Here is a 19,496-nt window from a genome sequence, read left to right on the forward strand (position 1 = left end):
AGCTCCTGATTATGAGCATAGTCGTAGAAAAGCGGAAATGTTAAAAAGAGTAAAAATTGTCCTTATGTCGGCATTTTAGCGGTGTTTTCAGCCGATTTGTCTGAGGGTGGGCGGGCTCTGTGATATTTTTCAATATAATAATTGGTGGTTGAATAATGTTAACCGTCCTGTGCTACGTTTAATTATACCGACTTCTGTACCAGCTTTTGTTTCTGAGATTCTTTCCTCAATACGACACGTCAGGCGTTAATCGCCAACTATTCTATTGGTAATAAAAGGATTGTCTGTATGTATAAAAATATCCTGGTCCCGGTTGATGTCTTTGAAATCGGCCTCGCCGACAAAGCGTTATCCCATGCTCAGTTTCTCGCGCAAAGCGCTTTTGGGCAAATTCATTTAGTGCATGTAAACCCGCTGTTTTCCCCGCAGCTGACGCGCGGATTTATTTCTGATGCGCGAAAAATGGAAGACTATCTGATTAAAAACTCAGAGGAAAAACTTGCTGAACTGGCCAAAAAGTCCAGCCTGCCGGAAAGTGACATCCATATTCATGTCCGCAGCGGCAATATTCGTGATGAAGTGATCAAACTGGCCGATGAGCTGCAGGCGGATGTAGTGATTATTGGCTCGCGTAACCCCAATATTCAGACCCATTTGCTGGGTTCCGAGGCGGCAAGCATCGTGCGTTATGCCCACGTTCCGGTTTTCGTTGTGCGTTAGGGGCGGCCTGATGCTGTTCTGATTTCCGTTACAGGAGTGAGGAGATAACTATGAGTACAGACAAACCGGCTGGCCCGTTCTACAAGCTCTCCGTGGATGAAACCCTGACCAGCATCAACAGTTCCTCCGAAGGTATTAGCAGTGCAGAAGCCGCCTCGCGACTCCAGCAGTACGGTGAGAATGCGCTACCACAAAAGCCGGGCAAGCCCGCGTGGCTCCGTTTCCTGGCCCATTTCAACGATGTTCTGATTTACGTCCTGCTGGCGGCCGCGCTGCTGACTGCGGTCATGGGGCACTGGGTCGATACCCTGGTAATTCTGGGCGTCGCAGTGATTAATGCCCTGATTGGCCATATTCAGGAAAGTAATGCGGAAAAATCGCTGCAGAGCATTCGCAATATGCTTTCCAGCGAAGCGGTGGTGATTCGCCAGGGGAACCATGAAACGGTGGCAACCACCGCGCTGGTGCCGGGTGACATTGTGGTGATCCGTGCGGGCGACCGAATCCCTGCCGACCTGCGGGTTATTGAAGCCCACAATCTGCGCGTGGAAGAGGCGATTCTTACCGGCGAGTCGACGGTCGTGGAAAAAAACACCGAGGCGCTGAGCGGCGATCTTCCTCTCGGCGATCGCACGAACCTGCTGTTTTCGGGGACCACGATCAGTTCTGGCGGCGGTAAAGGCCTGGTGGTAGCGACTGGCGGGGATACTGAACTGGGCCATATCAACCAGATGATGGCGGATATTGAAAAGCACCGTACGCCGCTGCTGGTACAGATGGATAAGCTCGGCAAAGCCATCTTTATTATCATTCTGGTGATGATGGCCGCGCTGTTCGTCTTCAGCCTGCTGTTTCGCGATATGCCGGTTTCAGAGCTGATGCTCTCGCTGATAAGTCTTGCGGTGGCCTCGGTGCCGGAAGGTTTACCGGCGATAATCTCGATCATACTCTCTTTGGGCGTGCAGACCATGGCGCGGCAGAAGGCGATTATCCGCAAGCTGCCGACCGTTGAGACTCTCGGGGCGATGACGGTGATCTGCTCGGATAAAACCGGGACGCTGACCATGAACGAGATGACGGTAAAAGCCGTCATTACGGCGGATACCGTCTATCGGGTAGAAGGTGATAGCTATGAACCGATCGGGAATATTCACCCGGTAGATGGGGCCGGGCCGGTTGTGGTGGCGCCCGGTACGCTGCTTGAGCGCTATTTGAGGACCATTGATTTATGTAATGACAGCCAGCTTATCAAGGATGAAAGCGGGTTATGGAAAATTACCGGCGGTCCAACGGAAGGGGCGCTGAAAGTGCTGGCGGCGAAAGTCGCGCTGCCGGTGGTGGCAACCGAATTGCGCAGCAAGATCCCTTTTGATTCGCAATATAAATATATGTCGACGCTCTATCGGATCGGTAATGAAGAGATGATCTTAATCACCGGTGCCCCGGATGTACTGTTCCGGCTTTGTCAGCAGCAGCAGACCGAGGACGGCCTGCAGCCGCTGAATCAGCCTTACTGGGAAGCAAAAATTGAAGAGTATGCGCGGGAAGGGTTACGAATGGTCGCGGCGGCGTGGAAACCGGCGGCCAGCGGGCAAAGCGAGCTGACCCATCAGGATCTGCAGCAGGGGGTTATCCTCCTCGGTATTGCCGGAATGATGGACCCGCCGCGTCCGGAAGCGATTACGGCGATTGGCGACTGCCTGCAGGCGGGCATTCGCGTGAAAATGATCACCGGCGATCACCCGCAAACCGCGATGAGCATCGGCAAAATGCTTGGCATTGGCAATGCCGGCAATGCCATCACCGGGCGTGAACTGGAGGTGATGGACGACCTGCAGCTCAGCGAAGCCGCGCAGAAATTTGATATTTTCGCCCGTACCAGCCCGGAAGATAAATTCCGTCTGGTGCAGGCGCTGCAGAGTAAAAAAGAGGTGGTGGGGATGACCGGCGACGGGGTGAACGATGCCCCGGCGCTGAAACAGGCCGATGTTGGCATCGCCATGGGCATTAAGGGAACCGAGGTGACCAAAGAGGCGGCCGATATGGTGCTGACCGATGACAACTTCGCCACCATCGCCAGCGCGGTCAGGGAAGGGCGGCGGGTGTACGATAATCTGAAGAAAACCATCCTTTTTATTATGCCAACCAACCTGGCGCAGGGGCTGCTCATTATTATTGCCCTGCTGGCAGGGAATTTAATTCCGCTGACCCCGGTGCTGATCCTGTGGATGAACATGGCGACCTCCGCCACGCTGTCGTTTGGCCTGGCGTTTGAGGCCGGCGAGAAGAACATTATGAAGCGCCCACCGCGCGATCCTAAGCTGCATGTTATGGATGGTTTCGCTATCTGGCGGGTGATTTTTGTTGGTTCGATGATAGCCGTGAGCGCCTTCGTTCTGGAAGCCTGGCTCCAGCCACGCGGTTATTCGCCAGAGTTTATTCGTACCGTCCTGCTGCAAACGCTGGTGACCGCTCAGTGGTTTTATATGCTCAATTGCCGCGTCGCCGACGGTTTTTCTCTGAGTAAAGGGCTACTGGCAAACAGAGGCATCTGGATCGTCAGCGCCGTCCTGCTGGTGCTGCAACTGCTGATCATCTACGTGCCGTTTATGCAAATGCTGTTTGGTACCACCGCGCTGCCGTTCCGCTATTGGGTGATCACGTTTGTCATCGGATTTGTGATGTTCCTGATTGTGGAAATCGAAAAACCGTTAACCCGGAAATGGCGTACTGCCTGATGTACATCGACATGAGGATGCCTACTGTGAAAACGTTCAGGTAAAAGATAGGCGGGCATCGGGGATTGGTCTTTCCCACGGCTAGCGTGGCCCTGAAGGCCACGCTAGCGGGTTTGCGGAGGTAATGTCGGGGGTTTTATGCGGCTCTGCAATGAGCAAAAGTATGCAATATTAATATCTTAACCAGGATGATGAGGCGGATCACTCCGCCTCATCATCCGCCACGCGAACCCCGACCTTCAACACGTGGTCTTCTTCTTTCTCCGCGACCGTCCATAGCATTCCGGCGAACTCCACCTGATCCCCGACGACCGGCGCAGCACCGAGCAGATGCTGAATCACATCGCCCAGCGACTGCTGGTGATCGCGAAACTCTTCCCCGCCGTCCAGGCCATAAATTTGTGCCACATCGGCGAATTTTGCGCTGGCATCCAGAATAAAGTCGCCGAAGAAGCGCTGATCGAGCGCCACCGGAGGCGACTGGCTGAACATTTTGCCCAGCGCAGGCAGGTCGTGCTCGCGGCCAATGACGCAGAGAATATCGCCTTCAAGCAGACGGGTACTGCCGGTCGGATGCAGCAGCACATTGTCGCGGAACAGCGCGGCAATGCGCGTTTCCGGCGGCATATGCAAATCGCGCAGCGCCGCGCCGACGCACCATTTATCGGCGCTCAGCTGATAAACAAACTGCTCCCAGGGGTTTTCCGGGTGAATATCCAGCCCGACACGGGAAATGGGCCAGCCGACCGGCGGGACCACCACTTTGGCTTTTTTGGCCGCCCAGGAGAGCGATGTTCCCTGCAACAGTAGCGAAACCAGCACCACGAAGAAGGCGACATTAAAGAATAAGCGGGCATTTTCAAGGCCGGCCATCATCGGGAAGACGGCGAGAATAATCGGCACCGCACCGCGCAGGCCAACCCAGCTAATAAACACCCGCTCGCGCAGGTTAAAGCCGCGAAACGGCAGCAGGCCGGCAAACACCGACAGCGGACGGGCGATAAAAATCATCCACATCGACAGCAGCAGCGCCGGAATCGCGATAGGCCACAGATCCGACGGCGTGAGCAGCAGACCGAGCACCAGGAACATAGCGATTTGCGCCAGCCACGCCAGTCCGTCAAAGTTTTGCAGGATCCCGTGACGGTTGCGAATAGGTCGGTTGCCCAGCAGGAAGCCGCACAGATACACCGCCAGAATGCCGCTACCGTCCAGCGATGTGGTCACGGCAAAAATCATAATCCCGCCGCTCAGCGCCAGCAGCGGATACAGACCGGTAGGCAGAACGATACGGTTAATCATCTGCAACAGCAGATAGCCGCCGCCGAGACCGATAGCAATACCCAGGCCGAACTGCTGCACGATATGTACGGCAAACATCCAGCTCAGGCCGCTTTCATGCTGCTGAATCATCTCGATAAGCGTGATGGTCAGGAACACCGCCATCGGATCGTTGCTGCCGGATTCAATCTCCAGCGTCGAGCCCACGCGTTCGTTCAGCCCTTTGCCGCCGAGCAGCGAGAAGACCGCCGCGGCATCGGTTGAGCCGACAATCGCGCCGATCAGCATCCCTTCGATAAGATCGAGATGGAACAGCCACGCGGCCATCATTCCGGTCAAGCAGGAGGTAATCAGTACGCCGACGGTAGCCAGGGAGAGGGCCGGCCAGAGCGCAACGCGGAACGAGCTCGCCTGAGTGCGCATCCCGCCATCCAGCAGGATAACCGCCAGCGCCAGGTTACTCACCATATAGGCGAAAGGGTAGTTGTCAAAAGGGATGCCGCCAATACCGTCGACGCCCGCCAGCATACCGATGGCGAGGAAGATAACCAGAATCGGGATGCCAAGGCGTGAGGAAAAGGAACTCAATAAAATGCTACAGGTTACTAATACAGAACCCAGAATAAACAGACTAATGACCGCACCGGCGTCCAAAGTTGACGTACTCCTTACTGGCGTGAAGTTTTTATGAAAGTGACATCATTTTAACAACCTGTAGCGTATCCGAAAATGTGTAACAGAAGTTTTTATTCTGTCAGTACCGGATGTCCGCTGAGGGTTAAGGTGGTGGTGGCCGCATTGTTCACCAACAGCGCATTTGCGCCGAGGGGCAGGGTCACGGTTCGCTGTTCGTGGCCGAAGTCTAACCCGCTGATAAGCGGAACATCGAGCTGCGCGCGGAGATAGTCGTAAACCATGGGTAAATCATACCCGGCATCGTAGTCGTTAGGGTTAGCGCCGGTAAAGCTGCCGAGAACAATGGCCCGCTGCTGCGCGAGGATACCACTATTCAGCAGCTGTAACAGCATCCGTTCCACGCGGAACGGATGTTCGTTAATATCTTCCAGCACCAGAATGCCGTTGGCTATCTGCGGCATCCAGGGCGTCCCGAGAAGCGAGGTTAACATGGCCAGATTTCCGCCCCATAAGGTGCCCTGGGCCCGACAGTCCGGGCCTTCTCCCGGCCACTCAAGGGTAAATTCCGGGCTACGCAGGGCCTGCCAGAAGTGGTGTTCGGTAAATGCATCCAGCGTTTCGGCTCCGAAGTTACCTGCCAGCATCGGACCGCTGAAGGTGATTATGCTACCCTTTGCCAGCAGTCCCATTTGAATCGCTGTAAAATCGCTGTGTCCGCAAATGAATAGCGGGTTTTGCCGCTGGCGCGCAATGAGGGCCTGCCAGTCGATGTGAGGGAGCAGGCGGCTGGCGCCGTAGCCGCCGCGTACCGGCATCACGATACGGTTAGCACCTTCAAGGGTGGCCAGGTGGTTAATGTCGCTCAGGCGTTCATGCTCAGTTCCGGCAAACCGCTGCTGGCGGCGGGGAATGACCTCCTGGTGCATGACCTGATGCCCGGCTTCCTGCAGGCGCTGAACGCCGCGGTTCGCCGCCTCCTGGTTGAGGCAGTACCCTGAGGGGGCGACCAGATAAAACTGAGACATGACAATTCCTTGCTAAGAATGAAAGGGTTATCATGCCGCCTGGAGCGATTATTGTCATCTCCACGCGGCAAACTTCAGCCAATAAGGATAGATGTGTGAAATTGAGATGGTGTGTTTTTATCGTTGTATTGTTGGCCGGCTGTAGCTCGAAACAGGATTACCGTAACCCGCCGTGGAACGCTGAAGTTCCGGTTAAGCGCGCGATGCAGTGGATGCCAATCAGTGAAAAAGCCGGTGCGGCGTGGGGCGTTGACCCGCAGCTGGTGACGGCGATTATCGCCATTGAATCCGGCGGCAATCCGACGGTTATCAGCAAATCAGGCGCGGTTGGCCTGATGCAGTTGAAGCCCTCAACATCCGGTCGCGATGTCTACCGGCGTATGGGCTGGCGCGGCGAGCCGTCGGTCAGCGAGCTAAAAAATCCTGAACGTAATATTTCAATGGGGGCGGCTTACCTGAGCATCCTCGAGAATGGTCCGCTTGCCGGGATTAAAGATCCGCAGGTGATGCGCTATGCGGTGGTGGTTTCCTACGCCAACGGCGCCGGGGCGCTGCTGCGCACGTTCTCCTCGAATCGCCAGGATGCCATTGATGAGATCAATGATATGGACGCCGATGAGTTCTTTGAGCACGTGGTGAAAAAACATCCGGCTCCGCAGGCTCCGCGCTATATCTGGAAGCTGCAGCAGGCGCTGGACGCCATGTAGTGATGTCGTTTTTTCCGCTCGCGCTGTGTTCGACCAGCGCGAGCGGAACGCTTTTCAGACAATCCCTAGAAGTCGTAGCCGACGGTGGCCGTCACGGTGCGCTCGGCTCCCCAGTAACAGTTGCCGGTACCGTAGCAGCCGGAGATATACTCCCGGTCGCTCAGGTTGTTGGCATTGACCTGCACAAAAGCCCCTTTCAACGACGGTGACCAGACGCCAAGATCGGCGCGCACCATGGCATCGAGCAAGGTGACCGACGGCAGACGTTCGGTGTTGGCATCATCCGCCCACTGCTTGCCGATATAGCGTACGCCAGCCCCTGCGCTAATGCCTGCCGGGAACTGATAGCGCGCCCAGAAAGAGGCCATCTGATCCGGCGTCAGCTGCGGCGTATTATCGTTGGTACCATCCTTGGTGTCCTGGAAGCGCAGGCGGTTCCAGGTGTAGGAGGCGAGGGTGCTCAGCTCCGGTGTAATCTGGTTGTGCATCTCCAGTTCAACGCCCTGAGAGTGGACCTTACCCGCCGGAATAAAGGTCGCGGTGGCGATATTCGGGTCGCGCGTTGCCACATCTTTTTGCGTCAAATCGTAGATGGCAATGCTGTACATATCGGCGGTACCCGGCGGCTGGAATTTCAGCCCCGCTTCCACCTGCTCAGCGGTCGTGGGCTTGAGCAGCGTTCCGTTGGCTCCCGGCAACATGGCTGGCGTAATCGCCTGGCTATAGCTCAGATACGGCGAGAGGCCGTTTTCCAGGGCGTACAGCAGCGATGCCCGGCCGCTGATATGGTCATCGGAGCGGCGGCTGGCGGTGCCGAAGGTATCGCTGACCTGCTGAGAAACAATGCGATCGTACCGACCGGAAACATCCAGATGCCAGCGTTCCCAGACCATTTCATCCTGAAGGTAGATCCCCGTCTGGTAATAGCGACGGTTATTGTTATCGCTGTAGGTCACGGTATGCCCGGTTTGCGCAGTGTAGCCGCTAAACGGGTCGAGCGGCGATGCGCTCCCGGCTCCGGTCCACAGATCGTTGCGGAAACGGTGATATTCCGCACCGAGGATCAGCGTATGTGCCAGATCGCCGGTGGTGAAATCGGCACGCAGACGGTTATCGGTGGACCAGGCGTCCAGAGAGCCGCGAGAGCCGCTGTAGCCGCGCGCCAGCATATCGCTGTCATCAATCCAGCCGACCTGATACACCTGATCCAGCGACACGTTGGTGTGGGTGTAGCTTCCGGCGGAATAGGCCGACCAGACGTCGTTGAACTGATGATTAAACTCGTAGCTGTAGATTTGCTCGCGGCGTTGATATCCGTCTGATGGGTCGCCTTCGTTGGTGCTGGTGGACAGCTTACGTCCGTTGTGTGCGTAGCGGGTGCCCTCCAGCGGCAGCGAACCGTGATAGCCGCCTGATGGATCTTTTTGCAGGTAGGCGCGCAGCAGCATTGAGGTGTCGGAATCCGGCTGCCAGAGCAGGGAAGGCGAAATAGCGTAGCGCTCTTCGCGGGTATTATCGTACTGGGTATCGCTGGTCCGCGTCATGCCGATAATCCGGTAAGCCCACTGATCGTTGATGGCATCGGTATAATCGAAGGCGGCCCCTTTCGTATTTTGCGTTCCGCCGCTGAGGCGGAAATGGCCTTCTGAGGTAAACTGCGGACGTTTAGAAGTCAGGTTCACCACGCCACCCGGCACGCTCTGGCCGTACAGGGCCGAAGACGGGCCTCTGATGACATCTACCCGCTCAATAAACCACGGATCGATTTGCAGCACGTTGTGGCTGCCGCCGTCGCTCATCAGGCGCATGCCGTCCAGGAACAGGTTATCAACGTCGCCGCCGTGGTAGCCGCGTAACGACACCGTATCAAAGCGGGTTGCTCCGCCGCCGAAGCTAGAGTAAACCCCCGGAGTATAGGTCAGCGCCTGGCTGATGGTATTAGCCCCCTGGTCATCCATCTGCTGGCGGGTGATAACGGAGACCGACTGCGCGGTGGTAATCAACGGCTGATCGGTTTTTGTCGCACCGGCTGAGGTTTTTGCGCTATAGCCTTGCGTCGGCGAGGTGGCGGAATCGATGGGCTGAGCGGTGACAACAACCGTCTCTTCCGCCAGGCTGGCGAGAGGGAAGGCGGCGGCCAGCGCGCATAGCAAGGCGGAGCGTTTGAAGGTGACGCGAGCGGTCATGACATAATCCTGAGTTGACGTAGCCTGGTACTCCTGTACGCCGCCACGAATAAAAAACGAAAGTGTCATCTTTCGTAAAAAAGTAATGCGAATTATTATTGTTTGCCTTCTCATGATCAAGTGGGATTTTGCCGCGACGTCCGGCAAAGACCGTGAGAAATATCAGGATGTTGCCGCTTAAGAGGCGCGTGATGCGCCCGGAGGAAGTGAGAGAGAAATCAGAGGGCTACTATATCAGGTAGGTTTTGGTCGGGTCAGCGGCGGCAATTCCAGCTAATGAGCGCCCAGTCCCGGGCGTCAACCTGGATCGTCTCCGGGTTTTGCTGCGCATACCAACGCGAGAGTCGCTCCCGCTCGGGCGGGCTGAGTGTGCCAAATGCTGCCACCACGTTGCGTTCAAAGCGCGGATAGCTGCTGTTATCCTGAGGATCGCCATAAATAAAGTCGACGCTGGCATGAATCCCCATTTGATACAGCACGTTAATAGCATAGAGATAGTTAGGGAGCGCGACGCTCTCTCGTCCCAGGGCGCGGAGGATCGTCGGCGAGGCAAAACCCGGGTTCACCAGATGGGTGGTGTAGACTCGTAACCGCGCCTGGTCATTGAGCTTCGCCATGGCGTCGCCCAGATCGGCCACCAGGGTGGAACGTGAAGCAACGGCGATATCGCAGCGTGGAAGTCCGGCCCAGCTCTCCTCCCACGCCCGCTGGTGCCAGACCGCGTGATGAACGCCCTGCGCCTGTGCCCGACGAGCGGCAACATCAAGCATCCCCTGACTATAATCGACGCCACATACCAGCATGAGCTGGTCGGCCAATGCCAGGGCGACGGTGCCCGGACCACAGCCCATATCAAACAGGCTGCTGGCGCCGCACAGATCAATTTTGGCCAGCAGCTGCTGGAGGTAACTGTCGATGACCGGTGTATTGACGACGGCAATGTTCTCCGCCCGGGCATCCCAGTGGGCGGGCGGTTTTTCTCTACGCCCTGCCAGAGCGAGCTGCTGTTGGTAGAGGCTGGCGAATCGATGTCGTCAATCAGCATGAAGTTTTCCATTACGGCGAGTGGTCTGAAAACAGCAGACTAACGCGATTATCGTCAAGGGGGGAGAAAAAAACGCGGCGGTGAACCCGCCGCGTCAAGGGATCACGGTGCTGCTTTTTTGTCCGGAGCGGCAACGCTATCGTTGGCAGCCGGAGGCGTACTGGTAGTAGCGGCTGCGGGTTGTGCTGTTTTCTCGACCGGGCGTGAGGCCGGAAGTGAATCGCACGGCTGCTCTTTCGGACAGATTAAATCCAGCATTTTCAGCGTCACGCCGTTGGTCCAGCCGAAGCCGTCCTGCAGCGGATACTCCCCGCCACCACCGCCGGTGCCCGTTGAGCTGACGTCATATTTTTCGACCAGCTTCTGTTGACTGTCGTAGGTATGCTGGACGTTGCTGAGGAAGCGCCAGCTCACCTCCATGGCGATTTTTTGCTGGCCGTAGTTTTGCAGCCCCTGGGCGGCAACCCACTGCAGCGGTGCCCAGCCGTTAGGCGCATCCCACTGCTGCCCGCTGTTCACGGTCGTGGTGGTTAATCCGCCAGGTTTCAGTAACTGCGCTTCTGCCGCCGCCGCAACTTTCGCCGCCCGCTCGCGGGAGGCGGCGTTCACGTACAGCGGGAACAGCGCCGCGGCGGTGAGCTGATTACGTACCTTATGGGTCTTGAGGTCGTAATCGGCATACCAGCCCTCTTTATCATTCCACAGATATTTCTCAAGCGCCTTCTGCCGGTCATTTGCCAGCCCATCGTACTGCGCCGCTTTTGCATTGTCGCCAGCGGCTTTGCTGGCGCGGGAGAGGGTTTTTTCCATATGGAACATCAGGGCGTTGAGGTCGACCGGGACGATGCTGGTGGTGCGGATGGTCCCCAGCTGTTTCGGGTTATCCATCCAGCGCGAGCTGAAATCCCAGCCCGAGGCCGCGGCAGAACGCAGGTCGCGATAGATCTCCGTCGCCGGACGATTCGGGTTGTTCTTTGCGGTGGTGACATCATCGAGCCAGGATTCCGGACGCGGCGTATCGTTATCATCCCAGTAGCGGTTCAGCAGCGCACCATCTTCCATACGCACCACCCGCTGGTTGGCTTTTCCCGGCTCCAGCGATTCGGCGCCCTTCATCCAGTACTGGTACTCTTTTTCCATCTGCGGCAGCCAGGTTTTTAGCGCCTGGTCGCCATCGTGGGTGGCAAGAAGTTCGACCATAAATGAGAAAAACGGGGGCTGTGAGCGGCTCAAATAATAGCTGCGGTTACCATTGGGGATATGGCCCCAGGTGTCTATCTCCGACGCGAAGTTAGCCACCATATCTTCAATTTTATCCCAGTGTCCGCTCTCAGCCAGGCCCAGCATCGTGAAGTAGCTATCCCAGTAATAAACTTCGCGAAAGCGGCCGCCGGGAACCACGTAAGGTTTGGGCAGCGGCAGCAGCGAATCCCACTTCTCAACCTCGACGGTACTGCGGGTTAACACCGGCCACAGGCCGTTGATATGCTGACGCAGCGTCTGACCCTTTGGTGGAATGTACTGGTCATTATCCTTTGGCAGGGTGAAATTCAGCTCGACGAAATGGCGGAGATCGAAACTGGTCTGGTTTTTTTGCATGCGGTAATCGGCGAGGATCATCAGCGGATCGCTGTTGGGAATCGCATCGGCGAAGGTTTTCTGGTCGGGGAAGAGTCTGGCACTTTGCACATCATTGAAGAGCGGGCCGAGCATCACATCCGGGGATTGCGGCGTGGGTTTGGTTTCCACAGCCTGGACGGCCAGCGTCGACAAAGCGAAGATCGCGCCTCCCAGCGCCAGATGTAAAGCGTAAGGCAACGTTGCGGGACGACGTGAAACCGTTCTCGTCATGGGTAGTTCTCCTTATCATTTCAGACGGTCTTGCCACTGCATTTGACCATCAGAAAACCTTAGACGAATATCCGTCATCCGGCTTGTTGCAGATAACATTTTGCGTCAAAACAGACAATTTACCTGCCCGAGCGGGCAGACGAACGATAATAAAAGACCCGGAGACATCTGCCGGTAAAAACGGTGTGTTGTTATCGGCTTATTGAAGACTGACGGGAGCTGCGGGTGAACCGACGCCATTTTCTGCTGTTAAGTGCCGCCTCGCTGTTCATGGCGGCTCGCGCCGGGGCCGGTCGCCATCGGGAAGAGGCGCTCTGCTTATGGCCGGGCGAACCGCCGGGCGGAGGCGGGCCATCGGGGGAGGCGATACTCTCTTCCCACGGCGCGCTAAGCCATATTGTCCAGCCGCAGCTGTCGGTCTGGCGGCCAGCGGTTCCCCGCGGTCATGGCGTGCTGATTGCCGCCGGGGGGGGCTATCGGCGCATTGAAATGGCGAAAGAGGCCTGGCCTGCCGCACGTTGGCTGACGGTGCGAGGCTATACAGCCTATGTTCTGAGCTACCGGCTTCCCGGCGAAGGGTGGGGCGCCGGGGCGCTGGCGCCGTTACAGGATGCTCAGCGGGCGCTGCGGCTGATTCGCGCGCGGGAGAAGCAAGTCAGCCTGCTGGGGTTTTCTGCCGGGGGGCATCTGCTGGGAATGGCGGCCTGCCGGGCTGATTTTGCCTCTTACGCTCCACAGGATGCCCTCGATGGCTACCCCGCGCGTGCTGACAAAGCCGCGCTGATTTATCCGATTATTTCGCTAATGCCACCCTACAGCCACACCTCCACGCACCGTATCCTGGCGGGATCGCACGCCTCGGATGCGGTTGACCGCGCCTGGTCGGTACAGACCTACGTGAACGCACAGACACCGCCTTGTTTCCTGACCCAGGCGGAGGATGATTCGGTGTCCGATCCGCATAACACGCTGATTATGGCTGCTGCCTGTCGACAGCATCAGATTCCGGTCAGTCTGTATCGTTACGCCCGCGGTGGTCACGGTTTTGCAATGGGGCGCCCAGGTACGCCAACCGTTCAATGGCCGGAGCATTATGCCCGCTGGCTGAACGCGGAATAGCCGCGATGGCGCAGGCGCGCAGCGTTTGCTTCATCGTGGTGCATAGCGGGCGCGGTATCGGCTATCGGGCGGGTTATTTTTTGCACAATGAAGCGGCGCGCCGAGGGAAATTGCACTCGTATCTCGCCATCAGCTACCTGGCATAATAAATGCTTATCTCTTTGTGGGGTTACCCCAAAGTGAGTATAACCGGAGGAGACGGCCATGATAAAAATAACGCTTCCTGACGGGCATTATTATGATGAGATGCTTACCGCGCAGGGACAGCAGCGTCACCACTATAACGCCTGGTGGCAATGGTTTCACAACACCGATCAATTCTCTATCCGGCAAAAGAAAGAGCAGGCGGAGCTGCTTTTTCATCGCATCGGCATCACTTTTAACGTGTATGGGGAAGATGAAGGTACCGAACGTCTTATCCCCTTTGATAGCGTACCGCGCATTATTCCCGGCGGAGAGTGGAAAAAGATCGACCGCGGTATTCGCCAGCGGGTTAAAGCGCTGAATGCTTTTTTGTACGATATCTACCACGAGCAAAATATTCTGCGGGCGGGGCTTATTCCGGCTGAGCAGGTACTGGCCAATGAACAGTATCAGCCCTGCATGCAGGGAATAAACCTGCCCAATAATACCTATGCCCACATTACCGGCGTCGATATGGTGCGCAACAGCGATGGCCAGTATTACGTGCTGGAGGATAACCTGCGTACCCCGTCAGGGGTCTCCTATATGCTGGAAAACCGCAAAATGATGATGCGTCTCTACCCGGAAATGTTCGAAAATCACCATATTGCGCCGGTTGAGCGTTATCCGGGCTATCTGCTGCAAACCCTGCGTGAAAGCTCCCCCGTAGACGATCCCTGCGTGGTGGTTATGACGCCGGGCCGGTTTAACAGTGCCTATTTTGAACACAGTTTTCTTGCCCAGCAGATGGGCGTTGAGCTGGTGGAAAGCGCCGACTTGTTTATCAAATCAGGGGCGGTCTACATGCGCACCACCGAAGGGCCGCGGCGGGTGGATGTGATTTACCGGCGTATTGATGACGCCTATCTTGACCCGCTGGCTTTTCGCGCTGACTCGATGCTCGGTGTCCCGGGACTGCTGTCGGTATACCGTAGCGGAGGGGTCGTGCTGGCCAACGCAATTGGTACTGGCGTGGCGGACGATAAATCCATCTATCCCTTCGTGCCGGAGATGATCCGCTTCTATCTTGGCGAGCAGCCGATACTGAACAACATTCCAACCTGGCAGTGTCGTAAGCCGGAGGATTTGCAGTACGTGCTGGGGAATCTGGAAAGAATGGTGGTTAAGGAAGTTCACGGCGCAGGAGGCTACGGCATGCTGGTGGGGCCACGCTCAACCAAAGACGAGCGCGAAGCGTTCCGCCAGCGTCTGCTGGCCAATCCGGCCAACTATATCGGTCAGGATACCCTGGCCCTGTCAACCTGCCCGACCTTCGTGGAAGGAGGGCTCTCGCCGAGGCATATCGATTTACGTCCCTTTGTACTTTCTGGCCAGGAGATCCGTCTGGTGCCCGGTGGCCTGACGCGAGTTGCGCTCACGGAAGGCTCGCTGGTGGTGAACTCATCGCAGGGCGGTGGCACCAAAGATACCTGGGTGATGGAGGATGGTGAATCATGCTGAGCCGGACTGCGAGTGAACTTTTCTGGATGGCGCGCTATCTGGAGCGCGCGGAAAGCTATGCCCGGGTGCTTGATGTGACCTGGAAACTGTCGATGATCCCGCGTCACAGCCAGCAGTCGCGGGACCTGGCCCTGCCGCTGAATTTATCGCTAACCCATGAGCTGTTTCAGGCGCGACATGCGCGCTTTACCATGAGCAATTTGCTCAATTTCTTTGCGCTCGACGGCAACAATCCTTGCAGCATATATAGCTGTGTGGAGATGGCCTGGAACAATGCCCACGCGGTTCGCGGTAGCCTGTCCTCCGAGGTCTGGGAATGTATCAATGCCACACGCATTGAACTACGCCAGCTCCGCCAGCGGGGAATTAGCGAACTGGGTACCGACGGTTTTTTCGACTGGGTAAAGGAGCGGGTACACCTGTTTCGCGGCGCGGTACTGGGTACGCTACTGCGTAATGACGCCCTGAGCTTTATCGGTATCGGCACCTTGATTGAGCGGGCCTACGCCACCACGCAGCTGTTGCTTATCAAAGATCAGCAACTGAGCAGTGATCCGGATCCGGTACGCGAATATTACCGGCTGGATACCCTGCTTAGTGCGGTCAGCGCCCGCGAAGCCTACAACAGTATTTTTCGCCAGCCGGTCAGCCGGGAAACGGTGATGGAACTGCTGATTCTGCGCAATGACGTGCCGCGCTCCCTGCGGGCCTGCATTTCCGATCTTATCGGCCAGCTGGAGCACATTGCCAACGATCGATCACACCTGCCGCTGCGCCTCGCGCACCAGCTGAATGTCGATCTGCGTTTCAGTACCCGCGACGATCTGGCGGGCGCCGATTTACAAAGTTACCTCAACGGACTGCTGGCGCGTATTAACGCGCTGTCCGACAGCATCAGACAAACCTATCTGGAGGCGCTATGAAACTGGTCATCGATCACCTGACCCGCTACGGCTACGATGAAGAAGTGAAGTTTTCGACCCAGTACCTGCGCCTGACCCCGCGCAGCACCGGGCGGCAAACTATCACGTCATGGACGCTGACCCTGCCGGAGGGGGCGGCGGTGACTACCACCGACGCGTGGGGAAATGTCCTGCATGTGTTAACTCTCGATAATCCGCATAAAGAAATCGCCATCCGCGCCAGCGGGATCGTGGATATCGCTCAGAATAGCGAAGAGAGCGACGTGGCGGATGAGGAACTGCTCTCTCCACTGGTCTATTTACGCTGCACGCCGCTGACCCGCGCCGATGAGCGGATCCGCGAATTTGCCCAGCGCCTGTATCGCAGCGACCAGCCGGAGGAGAGCCTGAATCAACTGATGGCGGACCTGCTACTGAGAATGCCATACTCTCCGGGGGCGACCCAGGTGCAGGACTCCGCCGCCGATGCCTTTGCGCGGGAAAAAGGGGTCTGTCAGGATCATACCCACGTTTTCCTTGCCTGCTGTCGCGCGCTGGAAATCCCGGCGCGCTACGTCAGCGGCTACGTGTACAGCGATAATGCTCAGCATGTCGCGATGCACGCGTGGGCCGAGGTCTGGCTGAACGGGCGCTGGCAATCCTTCGATATCACCAACAATACCCGCTATCTGAATCAGCATTTGCGGCTGGCGACCGGGCTGGACTATCTTGATGCCTGCCCGGTGCGCGGGACCCGGCTGGGCGGCGGCGGGGAAATTATGCTAACCAACGCTGAAGTGCGCGAGCATTCGCAACAGGCGCAGCAGCAATAAGGGCAGGAACGATTAACGATGACCTACTGTGTGGCCATGTGTTTAGCGGATGGGCTGGTTTTTGCCTCAGATTCCCGTACCAACGCGGGAGTGGATCATATTGCGACTTTTAAAAAGCTCCATGTCTTCGCCGAGGACGGAGAACGAGTCATGGTGCTACAGTCCGCAGGAAATCTGGCTACCACCCAGAGCGTCATCAGCCTGCTGAGTACACGGATTGCGACTCAGCAGGAACCGCATCTGATGCAGGTGAACTCGCTGTACGATGCGGCGATGCTGATCGGTAAAACGCTGCAAGAGGTTATCCAGCGCGACAGCAGCAACCAACAGCACTGTGGCAACACCAATTTTAACTGCAACCTGCTGCTCGGTGGGCAGATTGCAGGGGAAACGCATCGGCTGTTTCATATTTACCCGGAAGGCAATTTTATTGAAGCGTCGTACGACACCCCGTATTTCCAGATTGGTGAGAGTAAATACGGCAAGCCGATTATCGACCGGGTACTGAGCCGGGAGACGCCGCTGGAGCAGGCGATGTGCTGCGCGCTGATCTCGATTGACTCCACGCTGCGCAGCAATCTTTCCGTGGGCCTGCCGCTGGATACGTTGCTGTACCGCAGCGGAAGTTTGAGCAGCGCCGGGCAGCACCGAATTACCGAAAGCGACCCGTACTTCAACACCATTCGCAAGGCGTGGTCGGAAGGACTGCAAAGCACGTTTCTGACTCTGCCGCCTTTTTCCCCGGGCCTCGATCGTTAATTCGCCCGCCTCGCTCAGGACGTTTGCGCCAGTCGTTCGCCGGTGGCGGCATCGAAGAGATGGATTTTCTCGCGCCGTGCCGCCAGCGCTAATGGCTGGTGAACCTGCGCGTCGAGACGCCCGGCGACCTGCACGTGGACAGGGAAACCCTGCCAGTCCAGGTGCAGCAGAGTGGACTCCCCGGTAACCTCCATAATATTCACGATCCCCGGCAGGCCTTCGGCTGCGGGCTGGATATCCTGCGGACGGAGCCCGACAATCACCGGCGCCTGACCTTGCTGCCCGGCGGCCGGATACCAGCGTTCAGGCAGAGCCAGCCACAGCTCTGCGCACAGCACACCGGGCTGACCATCGCGATAGTGAATCTTGCCTTCCAGCAGATTCATCGGCGGTGAGCCAATAAATCGCGCCACGAAGGTGTTACGCGGACGATCGTAGATAGCCAACGGCGCCCCTTGCTGCACGATAACGCCGTCGCGCATCACGACTATCTGGTCCGCGAGCGTCATCGCTTCAACCTGATCGTGGGTGACGTAAATCATGGTGGTTTTGAAGCGCTGATGGAGGGATTTGATCTCGGCCCGCAGCTCCATGCGCAGCTGCGCATCGAGGTTAGAGAGCGGCTCATCGAACAAAAACACCTGTGGGTTGCGCACCATCGCCCGGCCCATTGCCACGCGCTGACGCTGACCGCCGGAAAGGGCGCGGGGATAGCGAGCCAGCAGCTTGTCGATACCCAACATACTGGCGATATGCTGGACTTTGTTTTTCTGCGTCGCTTTGTCGACCTTTTTAACCTGCATATGGAAGGCGAGGTTTTCGGCTACCGTCAAATGCGGATAAAGCGCGTAGCTCTGAAAGACCATCGCGACGTCGCGGTCGGCGGGATCGAGATCGGTAATTGGCCGGTTGTTCATTAAAATTGCTCCGCCGGACAGGCTTTCCAGCCCCGCCAGCAGCCGCAGCAGCGTTGATTTCCCACAGCCGGATGGCCCCACCAGCACCGTGAAGCTGCCGTCCGGAATGGTCAGATCCAGCGGGTGCAGCACCGTCTGTTTACCGTACTGCTTGGCAACGTTTACCAGTTCAACGCTGGCCATAGTCGACCTCCTCGATAGAATGTTGCAGGGTTCGCCAGTCGGGATATCGACGAGGGGATGAACCGATCGCGTAGGAGGCAACGGCGTTGCCCCAACGTAACGCCTGTGAGGCCGGTTGGCCATTTAACAAACCGGCGAGAAACCCGGCATTAAAACTGTCCCCGGCGCCGATAGTGTCGATAACTTCGACCGGTTTCACCGGCGCGTGTTGACCCTGCTCTGGGGTCCACCACCAGGCGCCCTCGGCGCCGCATTTGACAATACAGCCGCCCCGGCCGCTGAGCCGACCCGCCAACGCCTGGGCCGCCGCCGGGAGTACGTCCCTATCTGCAAGGCCGAGCGTTTCAACTTCATTGAGCAGCAGCCAGTCGCAGTCGCCCAGCCAGCGGTGAGTCGCCTCGCGCAGCGCGCTGTCCCAGCTGTGCGGCGGCCAGCCGGTATCGACCGCCACCTGGAAACCGCGTTCGCGCAGCGTCGCCAGCAGGCGCGGATAGTCCGGCAGCAGCGCGGTACATAAGAAGGTGCCGCAGAGCAGCAGAATATCGCCGGGCGTCGCCTGCTCCGGGATTTGCGTCAGAATATCGTCGGCGGATAAGCGGGTGATATGCCCGTAGTTGCTGAGAAACGAGCGTTCTTTGTCGGGATGCGTCACCGCCACCGTTAGCGAGGTCTCGCAGGCGTACTGCGGCCAGCGCTCTGCGCTGCCGGGGAACTGTGCCGCCAGCCAGGCGGTAAAGGCGTCATCCCCCTGACAGCCGACGGTGCAGTGGGGGAGCTGCATCGCCGCGGCCGCCAGTGCGCAGTTGCCCGCCGAACCGCCGGGTCGCAGCGCGCTGTGTTCCAGCATCACCTCGGTGCCGGGAGGCGGCCAGTGCGCGAGGGTACCCATAATTAAGTCAATATTGTAATTACCTGCAATGTAGAGCACAGGCGCGGTGAGCGTTTGCATA

The 19,496-nt window shown here is 57.6% G+C and carries 15 protein-coding genes and 1 pseudogene; 9 read left to right on the top strand and 7 right to left on the bottom strand.

The features are described 5' to 3' along the window. Positions 1–288 precede the first annotated feature (288 nt). Complete coding sequence (locus ACMYSK_RS03570) at positions 289–720, top strand: universal stress protein (RefSeq protein ID WP_434640270.1); 432 nt, start codon at positions 289–291, stop codon at positions 718–720. 50 nt (positions 721–770) lie between these two features. Further along, a complete protein-coding gene (locus tag ACMYSK_RS03575) occupies positions 771–3,458 on the top strand; it encodes a cation-transporting P-type ATPase (RefSeq protein WP_434640272.1) in 2,688 nt (895 codons plus the stop codon). Positions 3,459–3,659: 201 nt separating this feature from the next. On the opposite strand, the gene ACMYSK_RS03580 is transcribed toward ACMYSK_RS03575, so the two are convergent. Further along, entirely contained in the window at positions 3,660–5,393 is a 1,734-nt protein-coding gene (locus tag ACMYSK_RS03580; protein WP_434640274.1) for a potassium/proton antiporter, read from the bottom strand. A gap of 92 nt (positions 5,394–5,485) precedes the next feature. Then, positions 5,486–6,400, bottom strand: coding sequence for a muramoyltetrapeptide carboxypeptidase (gene ldcA, locus ACMYSK_RS03585; protein WP_434640275.1), 915 nt, complete (start codon positions 6,398–6,400; stop codon positions 5,486–5,488). Positions 6,401–6,495: 95 nt separating this feature from the next. Here ldcA and emtA point away from each other — a divergent pair, with 95 nt between their 5' ends. Next, on the top strand, positions 6,496–7,107 hold the full coding sequence (gene emtA, locus ACMYSK_RS03590) for a membrane-bound lytic murein transglycosylase EmtA (RefSeq protein ID WP_434640277.1): 612 nt from the start codon (positions 6,496–6,498) through the stop codon (positions 7,105–7,107). A gap of 65 nt (positions 7,108–7,172) precedes the next feature. Here emtA and ACMYSK_RS03595 read toward each other — a convergent pair whose 3' ends face one another. The 3 genes and pseudogenes from ACMYSK_RS03595 to ACMYSK_RS03605 all read right to left on the bottom strand — a co-directional run bounded on the left by ACMYSK_RS03595 (position 7,173) and on the right by ACMYSK_RS03605 (position 12,189). Beyond that, positions 7,173–9,293, bottom strand: coding sequence for a TonB-dependent siderophore receptor (locus ACMYSK_RS03595; RefSeq protein WP_434640279.1), 2,121 nt, complete (start codon positions 9,291–9,293; stop codon positions 7,173–7,175). Positions 9,294–9,547: 254 nt separating this feature from the next. Then, positions 9,548–10,338 (bottom strand): annotated as a pseudogene (locus tag ACMYSK_RS03600) (class I SAM-dependent methyltransferase). A 102-nt stretch (positions 10,339–10,440) separates the two neighbouring features. Further along, entirely contained in the window at positions 10,441–12,189 is a 1,749-nt protein-coding gene (locus ACMYSK_RS03605; RefSeq protein ID WP_434640281.1) for an alpha,alpha-trehalase, read from the bottom strand. 225 nt (positions 12,190–12,414) lie between these two features. Between ACMYSK_RS03605 and ACMYSK_RS03610 the strand changes: the two genes are divergently transcribed. From ACMYSK_RS03610 to ACMYSK_RS03635, 6 genes are read left to right on the top strand one after another with little or no spacing between them, the layout of a single operon-like run. Beyond that, the gene (locus ACMYSK_RS03610) at positions 12,415–13,308 is read left to right on the top strand and encodes an alpha/beta hydrolase (protein ID WP_434640283.1); all 894 of its coding nucleotides are present in this window, start codon (positions 12,415–12,417) and stop codon (positions 13,306–13,308) included. Further along, complete coding sequence (locus ACMYSK_RS03615; RefSeq protein WP_434640285.1) at positions 13,269–13,454, top strand: hypothetical protein; 186 nt, start codon at positions 13,269–13,271, stop codon at positions 13,452–13,454. The genes ACMYSK_RS03610 and ACMYSK_RS03615 overlap by 40 nt, the downstream gene beginning before the upstream one ends. A gap of 58 nt (positions 13,455–13,512) precedes the next feature. Then, the gene (locus ACMYSK_RS03620; RefSeq protein ID WP_434640287.1) at positions 13,513–14,952 is read left to right on the top strand and encodes a circularly permuted type 2 ATP-grasp protein; all 1,440 of its coding nucleotides are present in this window, start codon (positions 13,513–13,515) and stop codon (positions 14,950–14,952) included. Then, positions 14,946–15,875, top strand: a complete 930-nt coding sequence (locus tag ACMYSK_RS03625; protein WP_434640289.1) for an alpha-E domain-containing protein — start codon at positions 14,946–14,948, stop codon at positions 15,873–15,875. Before ACMYSK_RS03620 ends, ACMYSK_RS03625 begins: the two co-directional genes overlap by 7 nt. After that, positions 15,872–16,687 (top strand): transglutaminase family protein, encoded by an 816-nt coding sequence (locus ACMYSK_RS03630; RefSeq protein ID WP_434640291.1) that lies wholly within the window; start codon positions 15,872–15,874, stop codon positions 16,685–16,687. The genes ACMYSK_RS03625 and ACMYSK_RS03630 overlap by 4 nt, the downstream gene beginning before the upstream one ends. Positions 16,688–16,705: 18 nt before the next feature. Next, positions 16,706–17,446: a peptidase gene (locus tag ACMYSK_RS03635; RefSeq protein WP_434640293.1), complete on the top strand. Its 741-nt coding sequence runs from the start codon at positions 16,706–16,708 to the stop codon at positions 17,444–17,446. 14 nt (positions 17,447–17,460) lie between these two features. Here ACMYSK_RS03635 and ACMYSK_RS03640 read toward each other — a convergent pair whose 3' ends face one another. Beyond that, entirely contained in the window at positions 17,461–18,546 is a 1,086-nt protein-coding gene (locus tag ACMYSK_RS03640) for an ABC transporter ATP-binding protein (protein ID WP_434640294.1), read from the bottom strand. Continuing rightward, positions 18,533–19,495: a carbohydrate kinase family protein gene (locus ACMYSK_RS03645; RefSeq protein ID WP_434640296.1), complete on the bottom strand. Its 963-nt coding sequence runs from the start codon at positions 19,493–19,495 to the stop codon at positions 18,533–18,535. The genes ACMYSK_RS03640 and ACMYSK_RS03645 overlap by 14 nt, the downstream gene beginning before the upstream one ends. Position 19,496: the final 1 nt, after the last annotated feature.

It is taken from the genome of Klebsiella sp. I138, from assembly GCF_051131765.1.
GTDB lineage: Bacteria > Pseudomonadota > Gammaproteobacteria > Enterobacterales > Enterobacteriaceae > Klebsiella.